Annotated in this window: 14 protein-coding genes and 1 pseudogene; 7 read left to right on the top strand and 8 right to left on the bottom strand. The window is 70.0% G+C overall.

Annotation, left to right across the window (positions count from 1 at the left end):
- Nucleotides 1–242: 242 nt before the first annotated feature.
- Nucleotides 243–584: a PadR family transcriptional regulator gene (locus IPN47_12475; GenBank protein MBK9408839.1), complete on the top strand. Its 342-nt coding sequence runs from the start codon at nucleotides 243–245 to the stop codon at nucleotides 582–584.
- Nucleotides 585–589: 5 nt separating this feature from the next.
- Nucleotides 590–3,244, top strand: coding sequence for an ABC transporter permease (locus tag IPN47_12470; protein MBK9408838.1), 2,655 nt, complete (start codon nucleotides 590–592; stop codon nucleotides 3,242–3,244).
- Nucleotides 3,245–3,336: 92 nt separating this feature from the next.
- Here IPN47_12470 and IPN47_12465 read toward each other — a convergent pair.
- The 4 genes and pseudogenes from IPN47_12465 to IPN47_12450 form a co-directional block, all read right to left on the bottom strand.
- Nucleotides 3,337–5,999, bottom strand: a pseudogene (locus IPN47_12465) (pyruvate, phosphate dikinase).
- 327 nt (nucleotides 6,000–6,326) lie between these two features.
- Complete coding sequence (locus tag IPN47_12460; GenBank protein MBK9408837.1) at nucleotides 6,327–6,779, bottom strand: hypothetical protein; 453 nt, start codon at nucleotides 6,777–6,779, stop codon at nucleotides 6,327–6,329.
- 50 nt (nucleotides 6,780–6,829) lie between these two features.
- Nucleotides 6,830–7,750: a hypothetical protein gene (locus IPN47_12455; protein ID MBK9408836.1), complete on the bottom strand. Its 921-nt coding sequence runs from the start codon at nucleotides 7,748–7,750 to the stop codon at nucleotides 6,830–6,832.
- A 100-nt stretch (nucleotides 7,751–7,850) separates the two neighbouring features.
- Nucleotides 7,851–8,705 (bottom strand): hypothetical protein, encoded by an 855-nt coding sequence (locus IPN47_12450; GenBank protein ID MBK9408835.1) that lies wholly within the window; start codon nucleotides 8,703–8,705, stop codon nucleotides 7,851–7,853.
- 92 nt (nucleotides 8,706–8,797) lie between these two features.
- Here IPN47_12450 and IPN47_12445 point away from each other — a divergent pair, with 92 nt between their 5' ends.
- A complete protein-coding gene (locus tag IPN47_12445; GenBank protein MBK9408834.1) occupies nucleotides 8,798–8,971 on the top strand; it encodes a hypothetical protein in 174 nt (57 codons plus the stop codon).
- A 157-nt stretch (nucleotides 8,972–9,128) separates the two neighbouring features.
- Here IPN47_12445 and IPN47_12440 read toward each other — a convergent pair whose 3' ends face one another.
- Complete coding sequence (locus IPN47_12440) at nucleotides 9,129–11,249, bottom strand: hypothetical protein (protein ID MBK9408833.1); 2,121 nt, start codon at nucleotides 11,247–11,249, stop codon at nucleotides 9,129–9,131.
- Between the two features lie 274 nt (nucleotides 11,250–11,523).
- The gene (locus IPN47_12435; GenBank protein MBK9408832.1) at nucleotides 11,524–12,465 is read right to left on the bottom strand and encodes a hypothetical protein; all 942 of its coding nucleotides are present in this window, start codon (nucleotides 12,463–12,465) and stop codon (nucleotides 11,524–11,526) included.
- Nucleotides 12,466–12,551: 86 nt separating this feature from the next.
- Between IPN47_12435 and IPN47_12430 the strand changes: the two genes are divergently transcribed.
- Together IPN47_12430 and IPN47_12425 are read left to right on the top strand one after the other, a co-directional pair.
- Nucleotides 12,552–13,121, top strand: a complete 570-nt coding sequence (locus IPN47_12430; protein ID MBK9408831.1) for a sigma-70 family RNA polymerase sigma factor — start codon at nucleotides 12,552–12,554, stop codon at nucleotides 13,119–13,121.
- Nucleotides 13,109–13,741 carry a hypothetical protein gene (locus tag IPN47_12425; GenBank protein ID MBK9408830.1) on the top strand — a complete coding sequence of 211 codons (633 nt, stop codon included), beginning with the start codon at nucleotides 13,109–13,111 and terminating at the stop codon, nucleotides 13,739–13,741. The genes IPN47_12430 and IPN47_12425 overlap by 13 nt, the downstream gene beginning before the upstream one ends.
- 30 nt (nucleotides 13,742–13,771) lie before the next feature.
- On the opposite strand, the gene IPN47_12420 is transcribed toward IPN47_12425, so the two are convergent.
- Together IPN47_12420 and IPN47_12415 are read right to left on the bottom strand one after the other, a co-directional pair.
- Nucleotides 13,772–16,591 (bottom strand): CHAT domain-containing protein, encoded by a 2,820-nt coding sequence (locus tag IPN47_12420; GenBank protein MBK9408829.1) that lies wholly within the window; start codon nucleotides 16,589–16,591, stop codon nucleotides 13,772–13,774.
- 202 nt (nucleotides 16,592–16,793) lie between these two features.
- Nucleotides 16,794–17,237 (bottom strand): SRPBCC domain-containing protein, encoded by a 444-nt coding sequence (locus IPN47_12415; GenBank protein MBK9408828.1) that lies wholly within the window; start codon nucleotides 17,235–17,237, stop codon nucleotides 16,794–16,796.
- 203 nt (nucleotides 17,238–17,440) lie between these two features.
- On the opposite strand from IPN47_12415, the gene IPN47_12410 reads away from it, so the two are divergent.
- On the top strand, nucleotides 17,441–20,620 hold the full coding sequence (locus IPN47_12410) for a glycosyl hydrolase (GenBank protein MBK9408827.1): 3,180 nt from the start codon (nucleotides 17,441–17,443) through the stop codon (nucleotides 20,618–20,620).
- A gap of 96 nt (nucleotides 20,621–20,716) precedes the next feature.
- Nucleotides 20,717–21,442 (top strand): Ig-like domain-containing protein, encoded by a 726-nt coding sequence (locus IPN47_12405; protein MBK9408826.1) that lies wholly within the window; start codon nucleotides 20,717–20,719, stop codon nucleotides 21,440–21,442.
- Nucleotides 21,443–21,472 lie beyond the last annotated feature (30 nt).

The following is a 21,472-nucleotide window of genomic DNA, read 5'->3' as shown; positions in this document are numbered from 1 at the left end:
GTGGCGCACGGGTCCTGAGGAGAACGGCGCTACGCGCGTTGGGCCGACCCCTGCGACAGGGGCCGACCCATCGCCGAACGGTCGCTCGACAGGGGCGCTCGACAGGGGCGCTCGACAGGGGCGCGCCGCACGGTCGGTTCGCACGTGCGATCCGCACGCCCGGCGTCGGCGCACCGGTGCCCCGTCCCTTGACGCCTCACCAGGTGTGGCATAGACTTGGCCTCACCTGGTGAGGTCAAACAATGCCACGATCGCCAAACGAACTCCTCCACGGCACGCTCGACGTGCTCATCCTCAAGTCGCTCGTCCTCGGTCCCCTGCACGGATACGAGATCTCGCGGCGCATCGAGTCGCGCTCGCGCGACACGTTCAGCATCGAGGATGCCGCGCTCTACAAGGCGCTCTATCGCCTTGAGTCGGCGGGGGCGGTGGAGGCGGAGTGGGGGGTCTCCGAGTCCAACCGGCGCGCCAAGTTCTACCGCCTCACCCCCGCCGGACGACGCCAGCTGGCGGCCGAGGTGCGCACCTTCCGCGCCTACGCCGAGGCGGTGCTGCGCATCCTCGACGCGACCGAAGGGGTGTGACACCCATGCGACGAAGCGGACGCGACTCGGACCGCAGCTGGCGCCGTCTCCTGCGCTGGCCCACGCGCACGCAGGCGCAGATCGCGCGCGACGTGGACGACGAGCTGCGCTTCCACCTCGAAATGCGCGAACAGGAACTGCGATCGTATGGGCGCAGCGCCGACGAAGCGGCGCGCGAGGCCCGCGCGCGGTTCGGTGACGTCGACGCGGCCCGCCGCGCGCTGCGCCAGACGGAGCATCGCGCGCAGCGCCGGTCGCAATGGCGCGACGCGCTGGGGGCGCTGCGGGCGGACATCTCGTACGCCGTGCGTCGCACGCTGCGCGCCCCGCTCTTCACGCTCACCACCGTCGCCACCCTCGGCGTTGGCATCGGGGCCACGGTGGCCCTCGCGAGCGTGATGCGACGGATGCTCATCGCTCCGCTCCCATATCCGGGCGTGGAGCGGCTCGTCGTCGTGAGCCTTGCCTCGCGCGATGGCTCGATTCGCGTCTCGATGAACCCCACCGTGCTCGAGGCGGCGCGCGAGGCAACGCCGTCGCTCGAACGCATCGAGACGATCGCCGCGGCGCGCAAGCGCACGGTGCGCGGAGGCGCTCCGGCGACGATCGACGTGGGGTTGGTGTCGCGAGGGCTGCTGCAGTTCCTGCACGTCGCGCCGGCGCTCGGACGGAGCTTTGCGCCTGACGAGGAAGGCACGGGCGGGGCCCCCGTCGCGATGCTTGCCTGGCACACCTGGCAGCGCGACTTCGGCGGGCGCGCGTCGGCCATTGGCGAGACGGTCACGCTCGACGGGCGCAGCTACGCCATCATCGGCGTGATGCCGCGCCTCTTCGATCCCTCGGTCTTCGCGCTTATCCCGCGTGCCGAGCTCTGGCTCCCGCACCTCCCGGCGCGCAGTGACAACTACCTCGCAGCCCTCGGCGTCCTGCGCCCCGGGGCGACGCTGGCGCAGGTCACGCGCGATGTCGCCGCCGCCAAGGCGCGCCTGGGTGAACGCGACCCCATGCGCTCGCTCGTCCCCATGATCGACCCGCTGCTCGATCGCGCCGGATCGGAGACACGGCGCGTGTTGCAGGTGATGCTGGCTGCCGTCCTCCTGGTGCTGGTGATCGGGTGCCTGAACGTCGCCAATCTGCTGTTGGCGCGCGGTGCGACGCGTGAGCGCGAGCTCTCCATTCGCACGGCGATCGGGGCGTCACGCGGGCGCATCATGCGACAGCTTCTCACCGAAAGCGCCTGGTTGGCGCTGCTCGGTGCCGTCGCGGGGGCTGTCCTCGCGCGGGCCTTGCTCGCGCTGGCGCGCGGATGGCGCCCGGTGTCGTACGCGGCGGTCGACGACGTCCAGCTGGACGGGACGATGCTGGCATTGGCGGTACTGCTCGCCGCGTGCACCGCCGTCCTGTTCGGGCTCATTCCGGCGCTGGTGAACAGCCGCGGACTGGGGGGGACGCTGCACGGAGGCGCCCGCAGTGTGGGGCCGGGGCGCGCCGGCCAGCAGGTGCGTCGTTCGCTGGCCTTCCTGCAGGTCGCCGGATCGGTGGCGCTGGTGGTGGGTGGCGTCATCCTCGTGCAGTCGGCATGGACGCTGTCGCGCATGCGATTGGGCTACGACGTTGCGCCGCTGCTCACTATCCAGCTGCAACGCGTACCGGGTATCGTCGACAGCGCTGCCATCGACGCACGCGTGGCGCCGGTGCTAGAGCGCGTGCGTGCGCATCCCGGTGTCGTGGCCGCGGCCCTGGCCGACGGCGCCCCTGGGGGGTTCGGCGGCTGCCTCTGCGAGATCCTCCGTGAGGGCGACGCGCCACCGGTGGCGTCACAGGAACGCTTCGTGCTCACGCTGTCGGTCGACTCGGCCTACCTGCAGACCGTGGGGACGCGCCTCCTGGCCGGGCGTGTCATGGCGCGCGACACCGCGCTGCGCGAGGTGATGCTCACCGCCACGAGCGCCCGCCGCCTCTGGCCCGCCGGGGACGCTGTCGGCCGTCGGCTCCGCCTGACGCGGACCGATCCCCTGTTCACCGTCGTTGGGGTCATCGAGGACCAGCGATCGGCGGAGGGATGGATTCCCGGCGACAGCATGACGGTGGTGCTCCCGCGACATGGCGCGGGCGACGGCGCCGTGCTCGTGGTGCGTGCGCGGGGTGACGTGGCCACGCTGCGCGCCGAGCTGGTGCGACTCATCGAGGAGGTGTCGCCCACGGTGCGGGTCGCGGAGGCGACGTCGCTGGCCCACGACGTGGCCGAGGGGCGCGCGCCGCAGCGATTCGCGCGCATCCTCCTCGTGGCCTTCGCCTGTTGCGCCTTGCTCCTGGCGACACTCGGGTTGTACGGCGTGCTGTCGTTCGGCGTGGCGCAGCGCACGCGCGAGATCGGGGTGCGAATGGCCCTTGGCGCGAGCCGATCGGCGATCGTGCGCCTCGTGATGTCGGAGGGGATGCTGATCACGATCGCCGGCTGCCTGGTCGGGGGGGCGGTGGCGTGGAGCGGGCGCGGGCTCCTGCTCGCGATGCGCACGGGGGCCAGCGCGTCCGACGACGTGTGGGGGATGGCGATCGCCGTGTCGCTGGTCGCCGTGGCATCGGCGGCGGCGATGTGGGTTCCGACGCGGCGCGCGCTGCGGGTCGATCCGGCGACGGCGGTCGGGGCCGAGGTGTGAGCGATGGGGGGAGGCCAAGCGGGGGCAGCGTCATCTCGAAGCTGGTTCGATGACGCTGCCCCCACTCGGGCGCTGGTCCCGATTGGAGGCGGCTACCCGGCGATCGCCGCCTGCGCCGCCGCCAACCGCGCGATCGGCACCCTGAACGGCGAGCAACTCACGTAGTCCAGCCCCGCCCGGTGGAAGAACGCGACCGATTCGGGGTCGCCGCCGTGCTCGCCGCAGACACCCACCTCGAGCGTCGGGCGCACGGACTTTCCCTTCTGAACCGCCGACTCCACCAGCAGCCCCACCCCTTCTGGTCAATCGAGCGGAACGGGTCGTGCTCGTACATCCCGCGCTCCAGGTACTTGGGGAGGAAGTGGCCTGCGTCGTCACGCGAGAAGCCGAGCGTCATCTGGGTGAGGTCGTTGGTCCCGAACGAGAAGAACTCGGCCTGCTTGCCGATGCTGTCGGCGACGAGCGCCGCGCGCGGCGTCTCGATCATCGTGCCGACCATGTAGTGCAGCGACTCGCCGCGCTCGGCGAAGACCTGCGCGGCGACGGCGCGAATGACGGTGGCCTGTGCGTTGAACTCGCGCACGGTTCCCACCAACGGGACCATGATCTCGACCCGGGGGGCGAACCCCTTTCCCTTGGCGTCGAGCGCCGCCTCGAAGATGGCGCGCGCCTGCATCTCGGTGATCTCGGGATACGTGATGCCGAGCCGGCAGCCGCGGTGCCCGAGCATCGGGTTGAACTCGTGCAGCTCCTCGACGCGCATCTTGATCTTCCCTAACGAGACCTTCATGTCGGCGGCCATCACCTTCTGCCCGGCGTCGTCGTGCGGCACGAACTCGTGCAGCGGCGGGTCGAGGAGGCGGATGGTGACGGGGTGGCCGCTCATCTCGCGGAACAACCCTTCGAAGTCGCTGCGCTGCATCGGGAGGAGCTTGGCCAGCGCCTTGCGCCTGCCGGCCTCGTCATCGGCGAGGATCATCTCGCGCACGGCGACGATGCGGTCGCCCTCGAAGAACATGTGCTCGGTGCGGCAGAGCCCGATGCCGGTGGCGCCGAAGGTGCGCGCCTGCGCGGCCTCGTCGGGGGTGTCGGCGTTCGTGCGCACCTCCAGGCGCTTGTACTTGTCCGTCAGCTGCATGAGTGCGCCGAAGTCACCCGACAGTTCAGCGTCCTTCGTGGCGATCTGGCCGGCAAAGACCTCGCCGGTGGAACCATCGAGCGAGATCCACTCCCCTTCGGCGAACTCGGCGCCGTCGATGGTCATGGTGCGCGCCTTGTAGTCCACGTGCACGGCGCCGGCCCCCGACACGCAGCACTTCCCCATGCCGCGCGCCACCACGGCGGCGTGCGACGTCATGCCGCCGCGCGCCGTGAGGATCCCCTTGGCGACGTTCATGCCGCGCAGGTCCTCGGGGCTCGTCTCCTGCCTGACGAGGATCACCGACTTTCCCGCCTTGGCCCACTCTTCGGCCTCGTCGGCAAAGAAGACGATCTGCCCGCTCGCCGCCCCCGGCGACGCCGGGAGCCCCCGGGCGATGATGCGCGCGTCACGGCGTGACTTGTTGTCAAAGATGGGATGCAGGAGCTCGTTGAGGCGCTCGGGCGTCACGCGCCCCAGCGCGGTCTTCTCGTCGATCATCCCCTGCTGCAGCATCTCCATGGCGATGCGCACCATGGCGGCGCCGGTGCGCTTGCCGTTGCGCGTCTGCAGCATCCACAGCTTCCCCTCCTGGATGGTGAACTCCAGGTCCTGCATGTCGCGGAAGTGGTTCTCCAGCGTGTGCTCGCAGGAGATGAGAGCCTCGTACAACGCCGGCATCAGCTCCTCGAGCGACGGATACTTCGCCAGGCGCTCTGCCTCGCTCACGCGTGCCAACTCGGCCCAGCGGCGCGAACCGATGCGCGAGATCTGCTGCGGCGTGCGGATGCCGGCCACCACGTCCTCACCCTGCGCGTTCACCAGGAACTCGCCGTTGAACAGGTCCTCGCCCGTCCCCGCGTCGCGCGTGAAGGCGACGCCGGTGGCGCTGGTGCTCCCCAGGTTGCCGAAGACCATCGCCTGCACGTTCACCGCCGTCCCCCACGACACCGGGATGTCGTTCAGCTCACGGTAGATGCGCGCCCGCTCGTTGTTCCAGCTCTCGAAGACCGCGGCGACCGAGCCCCAGAGCTGCTCCCACGGGTCGGTGGGGAAGTCGCGCCCGATGCGGGCGCGGATGAGCGCCTTGAAGCGCGCGACCAGCTCCTTGAGGTCGTCGGCGTCGAGGTCGGTATCGAGTTCGACCCCCTTCTTCTCCTTCATCATGTCGATGAGGACCTCGAAGGGGTCGTGCTCTTCCTTGGACACCGGCTTGAGCCCCATCACCACGTCGCCGTACATCTGCACGAAGCGGCGGTACGAGTCCCATGCAAAGCGCGGGTTGCCGGAGCGGGTCGCCAGCCCCTCCACCGCCTCGTCGTTGAGGCCGAGGTTGAGGATGGTGTCCATCATCCCCGGCATCGACGCCCGGGCGCCGGAGCGCACCGACAGGAGCAGCGGGTCGGCCGAGTTGCCGAAGGTGCGCCCCATCTCCTGCTCGACGAAGGCGACGCCCGCCTTGACCTCGGCCTCGATGAGGGCCAGGGCGGCGGCCTTGCCCTGCTCCGTGTAGATGGTGCACGCCTCGGTGCTGATGGTGAAGCCGGAGGGGACTGGAATCCCCAGGCGGCACATCTCGGCCAGGTTGGCCCCCTTGCCGCCGAGCAGGTTCTTCATGGAGGCGGCTCCCTCGGTGCGCGAGGTGCCGAAGACGTAGACGTACTTGGAAGTCGAGGGAGTGGAAGAGACGGCAGTCATGACGGACACCTTGGTGGAGACCATTCCGTTCGGGCGCGGACGGCGCGCGAGTGGAGCGCAACCGCGCGCGCGCCACCTTGGAAGGAAGGGGGGATCCGAGGCCGGAAGGCTGTCGGAGGTGTTCCGATGAATTGTCGTGTGGTTGGCCTACCATTTCGCGAGCGCGTTCGTCGGTCCACGAGCTCCCGCTCCCCTACGCCCCCGCGTCGTCCGCACCGACGCGCGCGAACCCGAACCTCGCAGCGCTCACGGAGCGAAGCGGCAGGCGAGAGCGTTCAGGGGTGGCGGGCTGCTCGGATCGCGAACGACAGTCAGAAGCACCGGGACGCCGGCCTTCACGGTTGGCGTCCTGATCGCGAGGTTCGCGCACGGCGTGACCGTCGAACCCATCCGGCGGAGCACCCGCAACTGCCATCCCGCGGCGACCTCCCCGCACGCCACGCGGAGATCGCCCTCGGGAGAAACCGTCCCCCTACGGAAATCGCACAGCACGACGGGTGGTGCCATCCCGCGCGTGTGCTCCACTCGAACTTCCGCCCCATGGTCCCGCAGCTCAAGCCGCACCACGAGCGGCGCCAACGGCACCTCCTGCTGAGCACCGGCGATCGGACTCCTGGTGCGCGCTTGCGCCGCGACGGGCGCCGCCGCGGCCAAGGGCGCGACGAGCAGAGCGAGGAAGCAGGAGGTTGGTGTCGACATGGAAGCACCCGGATCGAGTGGGCGAGCGGATCGGAGAGCGAAGTCGGCGTTCAGCGCAGCGGACTCAGATGCGCCGGACCAGCGATGAACACTTCGAGGAGCGCCTCAAACACACCGCCCTTGTCGGCAAAGACCGAGAACTCGGCCTTGGGCGATGTGCCGCCGGCGCTCGGCAGGGTGACCGGCGATCCTCCTGCCGAGCCGATCGCACGAGTGCCGTCCTGGCCACGGCTCAACACGCGCACGCTGCGGACGGTCCATCCGTTGCGGAGCGTGAGGTTGGCGAAGGCGACGGGTTTGGCCTTGGCGCCGGTGACGATGGGCGGGCTCTGCGGCGGGGTGATGCAGTCGGCGATGAAGAGCGGGCGTCCACGCCCCTGACCGCCGAGGAAACGCCCCTCGCTGGCGTCGAAAACGCCAACGGTGCGGCACGCTGTCGGCCCCTGCAGGTTGCCCGGGAACTGCGCCCCCGCGGCGAGCGCCTCGGCAAAGGTGAGAAGACGTACATCCTGCGGGGTGATCGTCCCGCTCGCGCGCGCGTTGTTGCTGGGATTCGGGGCCATCTCACCCAGCGAGTTGGTCGGATCGGCCGAGACGCTGACAACGTGCTCGCCGGCGACGGCGCGCCACGACGCGCTGACCGTGACCGATGCGCCAGGCGCCACGGCAGATGCGGTACCGCTGCCCAGTTGTTGGGTCCCGGCGGGGCCGACGATCCCGATGGTCCACGGGATGTTGATGGCGTGGTTCGGATCGACGTTGCGAAGCGTGGCCTGCACGGTCACCGTGCTGCCGAGGTCGGGGCGTACGGTGCCGACCGCGAGCGCCGTCAGCTGCACACGATCGGCCGATGGGGCCAACTTGGACGTGCCCTGGCGCGGAAGCTGCGCGTCGGCGCTGCGTGGCGAGAGGAGCACGACGGCGACGAGCAGCGTCGTCGCACGTGCAAGCAGAGACGGTGGACGCATCATGGGCGCGCTCGCGATGGGTGAGGGCGGTGGCGTGCAATCGAGGGTCGTGCTGCAGTGACGCAGCCCGCTCGCGTGCTGTGTCACGCGCGCGTGTGCCGGCCTATGGCACCGGGACCGCCACCACGCGCCACGCACTTCGCGCGACCTCGCGTCCGCTGGCATCGGTGGCGACCACTCGCCACCGCAGTTTCGTCACCTCTGCCAGCCGGTCGGCCAGGAATGGCGGCGTGCGATAGCTCGCGATCGGCGCGGCCACGAGTGCGCTGAAGAGCGGTGCTCCCGACTCGGACGTCAACTCGACACGATAGAGCGCGGCCTGAACCGAAACCGCCCACGAGAAGGTGAAGGGGACGCGACGATCAACGCTGGCGCCCTCGCGGGGCGTGATGAGCGCCACGTCGCTGCGTGAGGCGTTGAGGGGCATGGCGACGCCCTCCCCGCTCCCCACGACATAGCGGAGTGTGGGCAGTGGGAAGCCGGCCACCCCACCCGAGGTCACCACTCCGGTGCCGGCCCCCACTGCCGCGAGATTCGAATCCCCTTCCTTGTCGGCGCTCGACTCGACGCGGAGCAGAATGTGATAGACCCCATCGACGTCCGACGGGAGGCGCGACGGATCAGGCCCGGGGATGTCAGCGCGTCCCGTCGGCGGGAGAAAGACGTTGAAGCGCGACAACTGCGTGTAGCGCCGCTGCGTCCCGCGCTTCTCGCGGGGAAGCGTCGCTTCGGTCAGCAGGTCCTCCGGTGTCGGAAGTTCCTCGCCGGGCAGGACGACCTCCCATCGCCCGATGAGTCGTCCCGAACCGGTGTAGGCGAGGCGCGCCGAGAACTCGGGGACTGCTTCCCCTTGGGCGACTGTCAGCACCGGGGCATCGCCGTCCACCTCGAGCTGCACGTCGGTGAGGGCGAGCGGCGCGCGCGCACCCCCCCGACAGCCGGCAGGTGACCGCGACATACTGCTCAGGGCCGCCCGTGCGGCTGACAAAGCGCCGAACATAGAAGAACGCCGACCCCTGCCCGTCCGCCGCCGCCTGATAGGCACGACGCGTGACCGAGGCGGGGATCGTCATGATGTCGGTGAGGGCGCTGATGCCGCTGCTGGTCGTTTGGGTGAAGCGGAGCGGCAGCGAGCCGAAGATGGTCGCCGGGTTGCAGCGCAACCCCACGGCGGGGCGGGCATTGATGAGTTCCCCGCACCAGAGCGCCTCCACCGCATCGTAGCCGGCCAGGCCGCCGTAGGTGAGAAAGACGGTGCTCGCTCCCTGCGTATTGACGTTGACGCCGGTGGGGTTCACGCGGATCTGGGCCACGGCGTTGCGGCTGGCAACAAGCAACAGCACGGCTGCCACTCGAGCCGCGACGTTCGACAGGTGCATGGTCAGAACAGGCGGAAGGAGGAGCCGGCGTTGATGGTCCACATGAGCTGTGGCACCAGCGAGGGATCGGGGATGATGGGGAAGAAGGCCGCGCGGGTGCGCGCATAGCGCACAAACACGCGTCCCTGCGTCCCACCGTCGACTCGGCGGTAGAGTGTGAAGCCTTGCGACAGCTCGCCTTGCACCTCGAGGTTGCGCGTCCGCCGATCGGCAAACGGGTCGAAGGTCCAGGTGTGGGCGAGGTTGCCCGAGAGGGCGAGCGCGCGCGTGAGCTGCGCCTGCACGATCGATCCCACCCGGCTGGTGCGCTGCTGGGTGCCGGCCTCGAGGTTGTCCTGCCGCTCGACACTGCCTTCGAGCGAGGGGGTGAGGCGCGGGATGCCGTTCAACCCCAACGAGACCGCATGGACCCGGGCCCGGAAGTCGGCGCGCTCGCGCCCCACCTGACGGTTGTCCTGGAACGACTCGTTCCACCGGTAGGCGATGTTGAGGCGCGCGAGGGACCAGGTGAGCGAGGTGTTCCGCACGCGGCTGAACTGGTCGGGAACGTGCGTGGCGGCGAAGTCGCTGTTCACCGGGATGCCGTCTCCCGCTTGTCCTGTGCCCTCCCATCCGAAGGTGGCCACCGGGAGCCACGGGCGCGACGACAGGCCGAGCAGTCCGCTGAGCGGCGCGGCGAGGGTGAGGGATCGCCGTCGGGTGCGGGTCGTGAGAATCGAGGGAACGTCGGCCAGGTTGTCACGACTCCGCGTGATGGCGCCTTGGACGGACAGGGGGCCGAAGGTTCCCGTCAGGTCACCGCCGTCCTGTTGCTGGTCGCCCTGCACGAAGGCCCCCACGCTGCGATACAGGGGATCGACCCGCTCGTGGCGGACGGTCGCAGCGAGCGACACCCGCAGCGAATCGGTGAGGCGGCGCTCGCGCAACAACTGGACGCCTAACTCTCCGAAGCGCGCCGACCGCGCTTCCGAGCGAACGGCCACAATGGTCGTGTCGCCGGCGAGCAAGGGATCGGCCGGGTTGCGGAAGCGCGACTGCGTGACGCCGCCGGCGAAGCGCAGGCGCTGCGCGGCGTCGCTCATGCTCACCTGCACGCCGTAGCCGCGGCTGCGCTCGGCGTCGGTGACGGCGCCTTGCGTGAACCCGGTGCGTGGGAGAACGGAGCCGTCGAGCGCGCTGAGGTCCAGGTGCACCGCCCCCGGCCGGCTGGGGATCAGCTCCACGTTGAGGCCAGTGGAGACGAGTCGGTGGTCGGACTCGGAGAGGCCGAGGACATTGTCCCACCCGACCAGGTTGGTGCCGTTCACGGCCGCGGCGTCGAGCGCGATGGCACGATGTAGCTGCACGGCGGCCGAGGCGCCGCGTGACCCAAATCCGGACAGCAGGTATCGATTGGTGCCGACCGAGAGGTTGCCCACGGCCGCGCGCACGGGTCCGCGCGAGAGCTGCAGCCGATAGTCGGCCAGGTCGAGCGACGGGGCGCGGTCCTGCCGCTCGCTCCAGCGCAGGCGCTGTGTCTTGTCGGTGACACCCACCGCGTTGGACTGGAAGGCGACCTCCCAACCGTCGCGCGCCACGGTGTTGCCGAGTGCGAGGCGCATCGTGAGGTCCTGGTAGGTGCGCCGATCGGGTGGTGGGGCGCCCTCGGCGACGTACTGGTCCAGCTGGCCGGCGCTCGTCAGGTCGACCGAGGGAGTCGCCGAGGCGCGGTCGAATCCAGCGCGTGTGCGCACCCGAAGCGGGGCACGGCCGGCTTCGCGCCAACTCCCGTCAGCCGCAACCACGTACGCCACGGCTTCGGACTCGCCGGCGGGGAGGCGGAGCGCGGCGGGGGCATACTCGGCCCGCTGGCCGCGCACCTGGACCGCAGCCGAGACATCGGTGGTGCCGACGATGAGGGCGAGGCGCTGGCCGGGGTCCAGCGGGCGAGAGAGATCGAAGGCGAGGACGGTGCGACTGCCGACGTAGCGCTCGCCGGTCCACCGCGCGGCAGCGACGATGGCACTGGTATCGAGCGGTGCGGCGGGGCGTGGGCGTGGGCTGTCCTGCGCCGCGAGGGGGAACGTGGCGGCGACCAGAGACAGGGTGAGGCGCAACGTGAGGCGCAGCGCGTGTGGAATCACGGAGCCAGGGTCTGCGGACGGGTAAGGCGAAACCGGGGGGACGCCGCGGATGGGTTGGGTGTGCGTCGGACGAAGCGACGCACGCTGTGCTGGTGCGCCGCACGAGAGCCCGGCGCGTCCAATAGACGAAAGCGGTGGACCCCGCTTCTCACCAACGCCTCGCGGGACTTCGATCGAGGAAGGGCACGGAATGCAGCTCGTTGCGTTGCGCGCGACCCCACACCGGGAGAATCGGAGGAACGCCACAGCTGGTATCACCGAGGGGTTCGACCGATCACTGGTAGGGATCGGTGCCTGCGGGCCCCTCGATCCAGATCTCGACGGTGAGGGTCAGGGCGCTCACGCCATTGGCCCACATGGCGAGCTTGGTGTAGGGGCGGTCGCTGCCGACAGTCGGACGCACCAACACCTGCCAGCCGTTCTGCTGCGGATTCGACTGCGGTTGGCTGATGTCGAAGGACTTGACGCGCCAGCCGTTGCGGAGCGTGAAGTCGAAGAACTCCGGATTCATGCGTCCGCCCAGTGGCGTCATGCACTGCAGGTGCGCCACGACCAGGCCACGGACGCCGTGCAGCACCATGTTCGTCCCGCGATACGGGTCGGTGTCGGCGCCGGTCAGCAGGGCTCGACAGGCGGCCTGCGCCTTGCCGTCGGCGAATCTGGCTCCGGCCACTCGCGCCTTGTTCCAGTCGAGCAACTGCTGGGTCACGGGCCCATTGCTGCTGCTCCCGACGCTGGAGGCGGACACGCTGGCGACGTTGAAGAGAAGGTCCTTCGCCTTACTGGCAACAGGAGCTGCATTGAGCATGGTGCTCACGCCCGGAGGGGCGACCGTACCTAACGCCGCGTGGCTGCCAGCCACCGCGCGCCATGTAGCGGTGACGGTCTGCGTCGCCCCGGCAGCGAACGCTCCGGTGGTTCCCTGCCCGACCATTTGCGCGCCGCCTTGCAAGGCGATGAGCCAGGGGACGGCGGACGGCGCGGTGGTTCCGCTATTCCGAAGCGTCAGCTGGAACGTGACGTTGTCGCCCGCGCGTGGTTGCGCCGGCGTCATGGTGAAGCTCTGCACCTCGACCTGGTACGAGGAGACCGGGGAGGGGACCTTCGCTGTTTGCGCCCCGCCCGGGCGCTGGGCGGCAAGTCCGATGGGCGCGAGCAGCAGCGCCATGCCGGAGACGGCACGGCCCGTACGCGCGGCGGACAGAAGGCAAGTCATGGTCGACTCGTGATGGGAGACGACACCAGTGACGCACCGCGCGCGCGGGTTGTGTCACGTGCCACCCTGCCCGTAGCTTCGCCGCCATGGCGGCCCCACCTGACCGGCTCTCGTCGTCGCTCGAACGCGTGCTCAATCGCTTCGCCGAGCGCGTGCGACTCGTGGGGTCGCGCTATCGCCTGCATGGCGACGACCTGGATGAACTGTTCCAGCAGGTGCGCATTCGCCTGTGGCAGGCGCAGCGGGACGCTGACACAATCGAGGCGGCCCCTGCGTCCTACGTGTACCGGACGGCGGTCACCGCCGCCCTCGATCTCATTCGACGTCGGCAGGCCAAGCGGGAAGTGGCGTTGGAGCGGCCGGCGGGGGACGAGGGCAGCCTCACTACCGATGCCATGCAGGCACCATCCATCGAGGATACGTTAGGCGAGGCGGAGCTGGCCACACGCGTGGCGCGTGCCCTCGAGCGCGTGATGGCGTCACGCCGCCCGGTGGTGCGCATGTACCTGGCGGGTTACAAACCCGACGAGATTGCCGCGACCTTCGGCTGGACGACGGTCAACACGCGCAACCTGCTGTATCGCGGACTGGCCGACCTGCGCACGGAGCTGGCGGCCGATGGCATGACCTGCGCGGAGGACGCATGGACCCTGTAACACGCGAACGCCTGCAGGCGCTCTATCAGCGTGCGATGGCGAGCGGGACCACCTCGCGGGGTGAGCACGCAACGCCGGAGGCATTGCTGGCGGTGGTGGAGCGTCGCGGCAGTGATGACGATCGGCTGTTGACGATGGACCACGTCATGGGCTGTGCCTCCTGCCGCGAGGGCTTTGACCTGCTGCGGGCGGTGCACGACGCGGAGCCGCAGCGGGCGCGACCGGCCCGGCCCGCATGGACGTCGATGGCCCTCGCCGCGTCGTTGCTGCTGGCGGTGGGAATCTCGGCGGTACGGTGGCGGACCGCGTCGGGGCCGGACGTCGAGACGATGCGTGGGTCGGTCGCACTCCCCACCGCCATCGCGCCCACAAACGTCGTACCGGCCGACAGCGCGCGCACCTTCGTCTGGCACGCCGTCGCCGGCGCGCTTCGCTACGACCTCGAACTGCTGAGGGCGGATGGGGGACTCCTCCATAGCGCGGCAACGTCGGACACCACATACGCGCTGCCAATGACCGTCGCGTTAGGCGCTGGCACCCAGTACCAGTGGCTGGTCTCGGCGGAGTTGCCAGGGGCCCAGCACGCGGTGGCGCCCGGCGTGGTGTTCACCATCCGGTAGCGCCCGGCCCGGTCCGTCCCGGCGCTTTGCCTAGTGCTGCGCGACGGGACGCGGGCGCACCGTCGCGTTCCCTACAATGCCAAAGGCGGCCCACTCACTCACCGGGGCGCCCCGGCGTCGAGCCGCGACCTTCGCCGCGCGCAGCGCCTCGCCAACGCTGGCGCCGGTGACCAGCGACTCGTAGAAATCACCCACCAGCCGAGCGGCCGCCCGGTCCCCGACCCGCCAACCGGTGGCCACCACCGCGCGGGCGCCGGACACGAGCAACGGGGCCGTGAGTCCCAACACACCCTCGCCGCGCATCACCACCCCTCCAGCGGTGCCGCAGGCCGACAGCACCACGACGTCGGCGTCGAGAGCCAAGGCAGCGAAGTCGGCGGGGCGCATGAAACCGTCCTCACCGTCTCCCGCACTCAGCGCGACCGCCGTTCGGCGCAGCGAGCGATGGTCCACCCACGCATGGGTCGCCAGGTGCACGATGCCGTAGCGCTCGAGCGGAGTTCGCCTGAGCCACGACTCGCTGGCGTCGCCCGCCAGGCGCACGTGCGCGGGAGCGGTCAATCGCGCCACGCGTCGAACCTCGATGCGCGTGTAGGGCAGCGATGGGAGCGTCCCGTCTCGGCCGACTGGGGCTCCCGCTTCCGCGGGCAGTCCGCCGCTCCGGGCGAAGATCGGATCGCCGAGGGCGAGTACGTCACCGGCGGCGCTGCGCTGCCCACGCTGCCACAGGGTTCGTGCGACCGCGGCCGATGGGACGGTACTGATGCCGAATCGGTCCACCACTGCGGTCACTCCGGCGAGCGACAGTGCATCGAATGGAACGCGATGCAAGACATCATCGGGGACGATGACGAGTTGCGTGATCGCGGGCGGGAGCGCCCGGAGCGCCGCGCCCAGCAGGGCTTCGCCCAGCGCCGACGCCAGCGCCGGTGCCGCCACCCCGCTCTCGGCATACCGCACAAAGCGCGCGATCGCCGGGGCCAGGCTGTCGATGGGAGCCAGCTGGTGCGCGGTGAGGCCGCCACGCGTGACGACGAACAGCGTGGTCGGCTCGCCGCCGCGTCCGGTGACAAACTCCAGCAGCGCCGTGCGCTCGTCGGGCAGCGCCGCCTGCAGCGCCTCGCTGCTGATCGAACGCTCGTAATAGAATCGCGATCGATTGCGGATGCCCTCGCGTGCCGAGATCCGTTCGACCCCGCCGGTCGTTCGGTCGCCGAGCGCCTCGTCCCGGATCAGGCGATCGAGGAGCTCGCGTGCGCGTCGCCGTTCCGCCAGTTCCAGCGCCGCCCCCACCCGCCCGGCGCGCGCGAGAAGGGCCAGTACGGTGGCGAATCCAAGGTCGGCATCGGCCCAGAATGTCTTGGGCTCGAACACGGCCTGTCGCAACTGCCGCTCATCGAGGTCGGCGCGCCAGCGGTCCATCTCGTCGAGGGCCAGCGTGAGGTACGCCTGCGCGCTGTCCACGCGTCCCCGGCGCCCGTGATACTCGGCGCCAAGGACACGCGCGATGTAGGCGCGTCCGCGCTGCTCCTCGGTGCGCGAACTCCGACGCAGTAATTGCTCCGCATCGTCCAGGCGGCCACGGCGAAGCGCCAACAGCAGCTCCTGACTGAGCATGCCCTCCTCCGACCCGCGCATCCCGGCACTGCGGCCGATGACGCGTGCCGAATCAAGCTCCTGCGCCGCACGTTCCCAGCGCGCCTCCATCATGGAGAGGTCGGCCATGCCGCGCAGCAGTGCGAAGGCCGAGGCGGCTCGCCGCTCCACCAACGCAGCAGCGAGGGCCTCCGAGTAGCGGGCCCGCGCGGTGTCGATATCTCCCGCGGCACGCGCCATGTCGCCCATGACGCCTAACGCATTGGATGCGCCGAGCTGATCGCCCGACTGCTGGAATGACGCACGGGCGCGCGCCGCGTGCGCCGCCGCTTCTTCCGCGTCGCCGAAATCGAGGGCAATGCCGGCCAGACTGAGCGATGCCCAGGCCACCGGCGTGGGGTTCCGCACCGCCGTGCCCTCGCGCACGGCCTCGCGAAGGTCGCGCAACGCCGACTGGTACGCGCCGACCGTCGTCGCCAAATACCCACGCCACTGCAGCGCGACGGCGGCCCCCGCCCGGTCGTGCACCGCGCGTTGCAGCGCCACCACCTGGTCGTACACGGCACCGGCTGAGTCTGCGCGTCCGATCCGGCTCCAGTCCTGGGCCACCACCATGAGGCAACTCGCCCGAAGGCGACGCTCGCCGGCGCGTAGCGCGAGGTCGGCAGCGGCCAGCGCCTCCTGACGGGCTTCCGGGCGACCACGCGTGGCCAGCACCAGCGCACGAGCACACCGCAGGCTGGCCTGCACGCGCAGATCATCCTCACGAAGCAGTCGCGCCGCGCGCGAGAGGAGCGAATCTGCCGCCGCGAGCCCGGCGGTGCGCATGCGCGTGATGGCCGACGCGATCATCGACTCGGCCAGGAGCGAACTGTCGCCGAGTGCCTCGGCAAGCCGTATCGCGGTGACGAGCGTGGTGTCGGCTTCTCGAAAGCGAGCCCGCGTGGTGAGCGCTGCCGCCGAAAGCAGGTGGCCGCGCACCGCCAGTGCGTCGCGCGCCCCGCCGATCACGGCGAGCGCCCGTCGCGCGGCGGTCTCGTAGCGGTACTGCAACTGGGCGATGTGGCCGAGTCCGAGTGTCGCTTCGCGGTCGCCCGGCGAGCGCCGAAGGCGCGCCTCCCACCGCGCGGAGACCCGAGCCGCGCTGTCCCCTTCCACCGCTCGCATCGCCGCCCGCACCACGGCAACGGTGGAATCGGTGACGGTGGCGCCCGCGAGTACGGCAACGAGTCCAAGCGCCGAAAGCACCATCACGGGTGCCGACAGTCAATCGCGTGGGTCGCAGGCCCGACGAGCACTCGAGGCATGGTGGGGTGGGGCGAGGAGGGCAGCGACCGCTTGCGGCCGTTGCCTCATCATCATGCCGAACCCCTCTGGTCACCGCAACGTCCCGGCTCCGACTCGCGAATACGGCTTGCCCCCCGGCGTGCCATGGCGGGCGCTGCGCGGCTCCGCGCTACCGCCGCGCCTCGCAGATCGCCTTGAGCGTCGCGAGCCCCTTGGGCCACGCCTCGTCCATCATCGCGACCGACTCCGGCGTGGTGTCGACGTCGATCGTGAGCTCGGTCCCGCTGCCGTCCCAGCGGAAGGCGTAGTTCTCATAGGCGGGGGCCCACGCCCGTACGGCCTCGCTGTCGACGTCCTCGACCCCCTTGTCGAGCATTCCGAGGAGCCGGATGGAGAGCCACTCCGGGGGGCGACTCTCGGCGATCTCCGCGATGACACCACTCCCGTCGGGCGCGAGAAAGCGAATGCGCGCCCCCGTTTCCCACGAGCCTTCATACGTGGAGCCCGCGGAAAAGGCGCTGGTCCACGCCTCGTAGCTCTCGCGGGAGAGCATCCGGTCCCAAACCAGGGTGGGGGGGGCCGCGATGCGAACGGCGTAGTGGAGCGTGGGCATGGGGGACCTCCGTCGGGTGCGAGCACTCGGTGAATCGAGGGGGGGAGCGATCGCCGGCCAACACCGGCCCTCGACTGCTGCGTTATCATGTTGCCGACGTGCATTCAGACCACGCAAGCACGTCGCGCCCGGCGTTCATCGCGCGCGCGTGCGCCACCGGCGCAGTGCGTCCCAATCCGTCCACCCTGCCACACCCGCTCCAGATGTCCACCGCACGTCTGCATGGCACCCGCCTCGCGCTGTCCGTGCTCGCTGTGAGTGCGAGCCTCCCGACCCTCGTCGCCGCGCAGCAGGGGCGAGCCGGAACGGCGCCCGCTGCGCCGGCCGTCACCGCCTTCGACACGAGCGTCTTTCAGGCGATCTCGTGGCGTAACATCGGGCCGTCGCGCGGAGGACGCGCGAACGCCATCGTCGGGATCCCGTCGCAGCCGCTGACGTACTTCGTCGGCTACACCGGGGGCGGGCTCTGGCGCACCGACAACGCCGGGCTGTCGTGGCGCAACATCTCCGACGGCTTCTTCAAGACGAGCACCATCGGCGCCATCGCGATCGCCCCGTCCGACCCCAACGTGATCTACGTGGGGAGCGGCGAGCATGCGATCCGCGGGCAGTCGTCGACCTACGGCGACGGCGTCTACAAGAGTACCGACCAGGGGAAGACGTGGGTCAACGTGGGGCTCGCCGCCACGCGCCAGATCTCGGCCGTGCGGGTGCATCCCAACAACCCTGACGTCGTCTACGTCGCGGCGCAGGGCGACCGATGGAAGGGGACGGCGGAGCGCGGGATCTACCGCTCGACCGACGGCGGCAAGACGTGGCTGCAGGTGCTCAAGGGGGAGAACGCGACCAGCGGCGCGGCGGGGCTGTCGATGGACCCGACCAACCCGCGCATCCTGTACGCGGCGATGTGGGACCACCAGCGTACGCCGTGGATGGTGCGCTCCGGCGGTCCCGGGGGCGGGATCTGGAAGTCGACCGATGGCGGCGACAGCTGGAAGCGCCTCACCGAAGGGCTCCCCAAGCTGATCGGAAACCTCGACGTGGCGGTCTCGCCGGCAAATCCGGAACGCGTCTATGCGATCGTCGAGGCCGAGAAGGGAGGGTTGTACCGCAGCGACGACGCGGGGAAGAGCTGGCGCCTGCTGAGCGAGGATCGCCTGATCCAGACACGCTCGTGGTACTACATGGATGTCATCGCCGATCCGCAGAACGCCGACGTGGTGTGGGTGATGAACGCACCGGTGCTCAAGTCGATCGACGGCGGGCGGACGTTTGCGGTGGTGAACGCGATGCACGGCGACAACCACGGCTTCTGGATCAACCCGACCAACAGCAACTACGTGGCGAACGCCAACGACGGCGGCGGCTCGATCTCGCTGGATGGCGGGAAGAGCTGGAGCACGCAGGACAACCAGCCGACGGCGCAGTTCTACCACGTGACGGTCGACGACGACTTTCCGTACAAGCTCTACTCGGGACAGCAGGACAACTCGTCGGTGATCATCCAGTCGCGCTCCGACGGCTTCATGATCACCGAGCGCGAGTGGAACAACGGCCCGGGGTGCGAGAGCGCCAACATCGGCGTGAGCGGGAAGCGCTCTCGTTATGTGTACGGGGGCTGCTACCAGGGGCTCATCGACGAGCTGGACCAGGAGAACGGGTTGTCGCGCGACATCATGGCGTACCCGGAGATGAACCTGACGGAGCCGACCGACAAGACGAAATACCGCTTCAACTGGACGGCACCCATCGTGGTGTCGATGCACGACGAGAACGTGATTTACCACGGCGGCAACGTGCTGCTGCGCTCGCGTGATCGCGGACAGTCGTGGGCGCCGGCCTCGGGGGACCTGACGAAGAACGACAAGAGCCGCCAGGGGTGGGGCGGCGGCCCGATCACCAATGAAGGGGCGGGCGGCGAAGTGTACGGGACGATCTTCGTGATCGAGGAGTCGCCGCACGATGCGAAGACGATGTACGTGGGCACCGACGACGGCAACGTGCAGCTGACGAAGGACGGCGGGGCGACGTGGACCAACGTGACGCCGCCAACGGCGGGCGATGGGTTGGTGAACGAGCTCGAGGTGTCGCCGCACGACCCGGGCACGGTGTACGTGGCCTATCGCAAGGACCGCGTGGGCGACCCGGCGCCGTACATCTACCGCTCCACCGACTTCGGCAAGACGTGGACGACGCTGGTGAACGGGCTGCGCGCCGGCGAGCCGGTGCGCGTGGTGCGCGAGGATCCCGAGCGGAAGGGGCTGATGTACGCCGGGACCGAGACCACGGTCTACATCTCGTATGACGGCGGGGCCCGGTGGCAGCTCTTCGCCGGCAATCTTCCGGTTGTCCCGGTGACCGACCTCGAGGTGCGCCACGGCGACCTGATCGCCTCCACCGAAGGGCGCGCGTTCTGGATCCTCGATGACCTGTCGGTGATTCGCCAGCACGCCGATTCGCTGGCCTCGGCGGCGGCGCATCTCTACCAGCCGCGCACCGCGCTCCTGGTGGGCGGCGGTGGCGGCTTTGGTGGTGGCGCGGGAGCCAACATGGTGGGGCGCAACCCGCGCAGCGGCGCGGTGATCAACTATCGCCTCGCGTCAGCCCCCGATAGCGCGACGAGCGTGCGCCTGGAGTTCCTGGACAGCAAAGGGGCGGTGGTGCGTTCCTACTCCAACAAGGAAGGGACGGGACCGTCGCGCCTCGCTCCCAAGGCTGGCGTCAACACCTTTGCCTGGGACCTGCGCCGCCCGGCGCCGACGACGTTGCCGGGGGTGCTGCTCTTTGGCGCCCCGGGGGCCGGTGCACGCGTCCTGCCGGGGACGTACAGCGTGCGGCTGACGGTGGGGACCACGACGCGCACGCAGTCGTTCGAGGTGAAGCAGGATCCGCGGCGCGAGACGCCGATGCCGCAGCTGGTGGAGCGTGATTCGGTGGCCAACCTGCTGGTGACGCGCATTGGCGAGATCCACGATGCCGTGCTGCGCGTGCGCGACCTCAAGACGCAGGTGCAGGGCTTCGTGACGCGCACCAAGGACGCCGACTCGGCCAAGGCCATTGGCGCGATGGGTGGGACGATCGTGAAGAAGCTGGAAACGGCCGACCCCAAGCTCACGACCAAGGCGCAGAACGGGCAGGACATCATCAACTACGCCAACGGGATCAACGGGCAGTACGGCTTCCTGCTGGGGCAGGTGGAAGGGAACCCCGTGTTGACGCAGGGGGTCAAAGAACGGCTGGCCGAGCTGGAGCGGCTGTGGCGGACGCTGCGGACCGAGGTGGAGACGATCGAGAACGTCGACATCGCGGCCTTCAACAAGCTCCTGCAGGCCAGCAAGGTCGAGGGGGTCATCGGGAAGAAGAAACCCGGGACCGTGATGTAGTTTTCAGCGGCGCCCCGAAATTCCGCTCCGCGGGTCCGGCACATCGGGCCCGCGTGTTCGGGGAGCCGCCTTGCCATTCGCCTCATTCCGTACGCCATGATGCAGTTTCGCACGCGCTCCCTCGTTCGCCGCGCCCGGCTGTCGGTCGGCGCTCGCGCCTTTCTCCCGCTGGCCGTCCTCGCCCTGGCGGCGCTGTCGGCCTGCGGCGACGACCCGTCCAGCCCGACCATCCCCGGGAAGATCTCGCGCGTCGGCGGCGACTCGCAGTCGGTGGTGGCCGGGACGGTGATGGCCAACCCGATGGTGGTGGAAGTGCTGGCGCAGAACGGCAAGCCACTCGCCGGGCAGACGGTCACCTGGTCGCTGGCTACCGGCGCGAGCGGGACGTTGCCGTCGTCGACGAGCATCACCGACGCGACCGGGCGGGCCTCGCTCGGCTTCACCGCCGGCACCGTGGCGGGGAAGGCGGAGATCACGGCCATCGTCGGGTCGCTCCAGGGGACGATCTTCCTGCAGCAGGTGGTGGCAGGGCCCGCGTCGCTCCTGGCCAAGTTCGCCGGTGACGGGACCGCCGGGCTGGCCGGGGCCGGGGTCCAGGTGGTGGTGAAGGTGACGGATGTCCACGGCAACGCCGTGTCGGGGGTGACAGTGTCGTGGGCCGCCGGCAGCAGCGGCGGGACGCTGAGCGACGCGACGAGCACGAGCGACAGCGCCGGGCTGGCCCGCGTGACGATCACCCTGGGGGCGAGTCCGGGGCTCTACACCGTGCGCGCGACGAGCGGGACGCTCCCCGCGGCGACGTTCAGTGTGACCGCGATCTAGCCTCGCTGCCCGAGACGGGGCTGGAGCGTG

It is taken from the genome of Gemmatimonadota bacterium (assembly GCA_016719105.1).
Taxonomy (GTDB): domain Bacteria; phylum Gemmatimonadota; class Gemmatimonadetes; order Gemmatimonadales; family Gemmatimonadaceae; genus SCN-70-22.
This window is presented reverse-complemented; position numbering and strand designations above follow the sequence as displayed.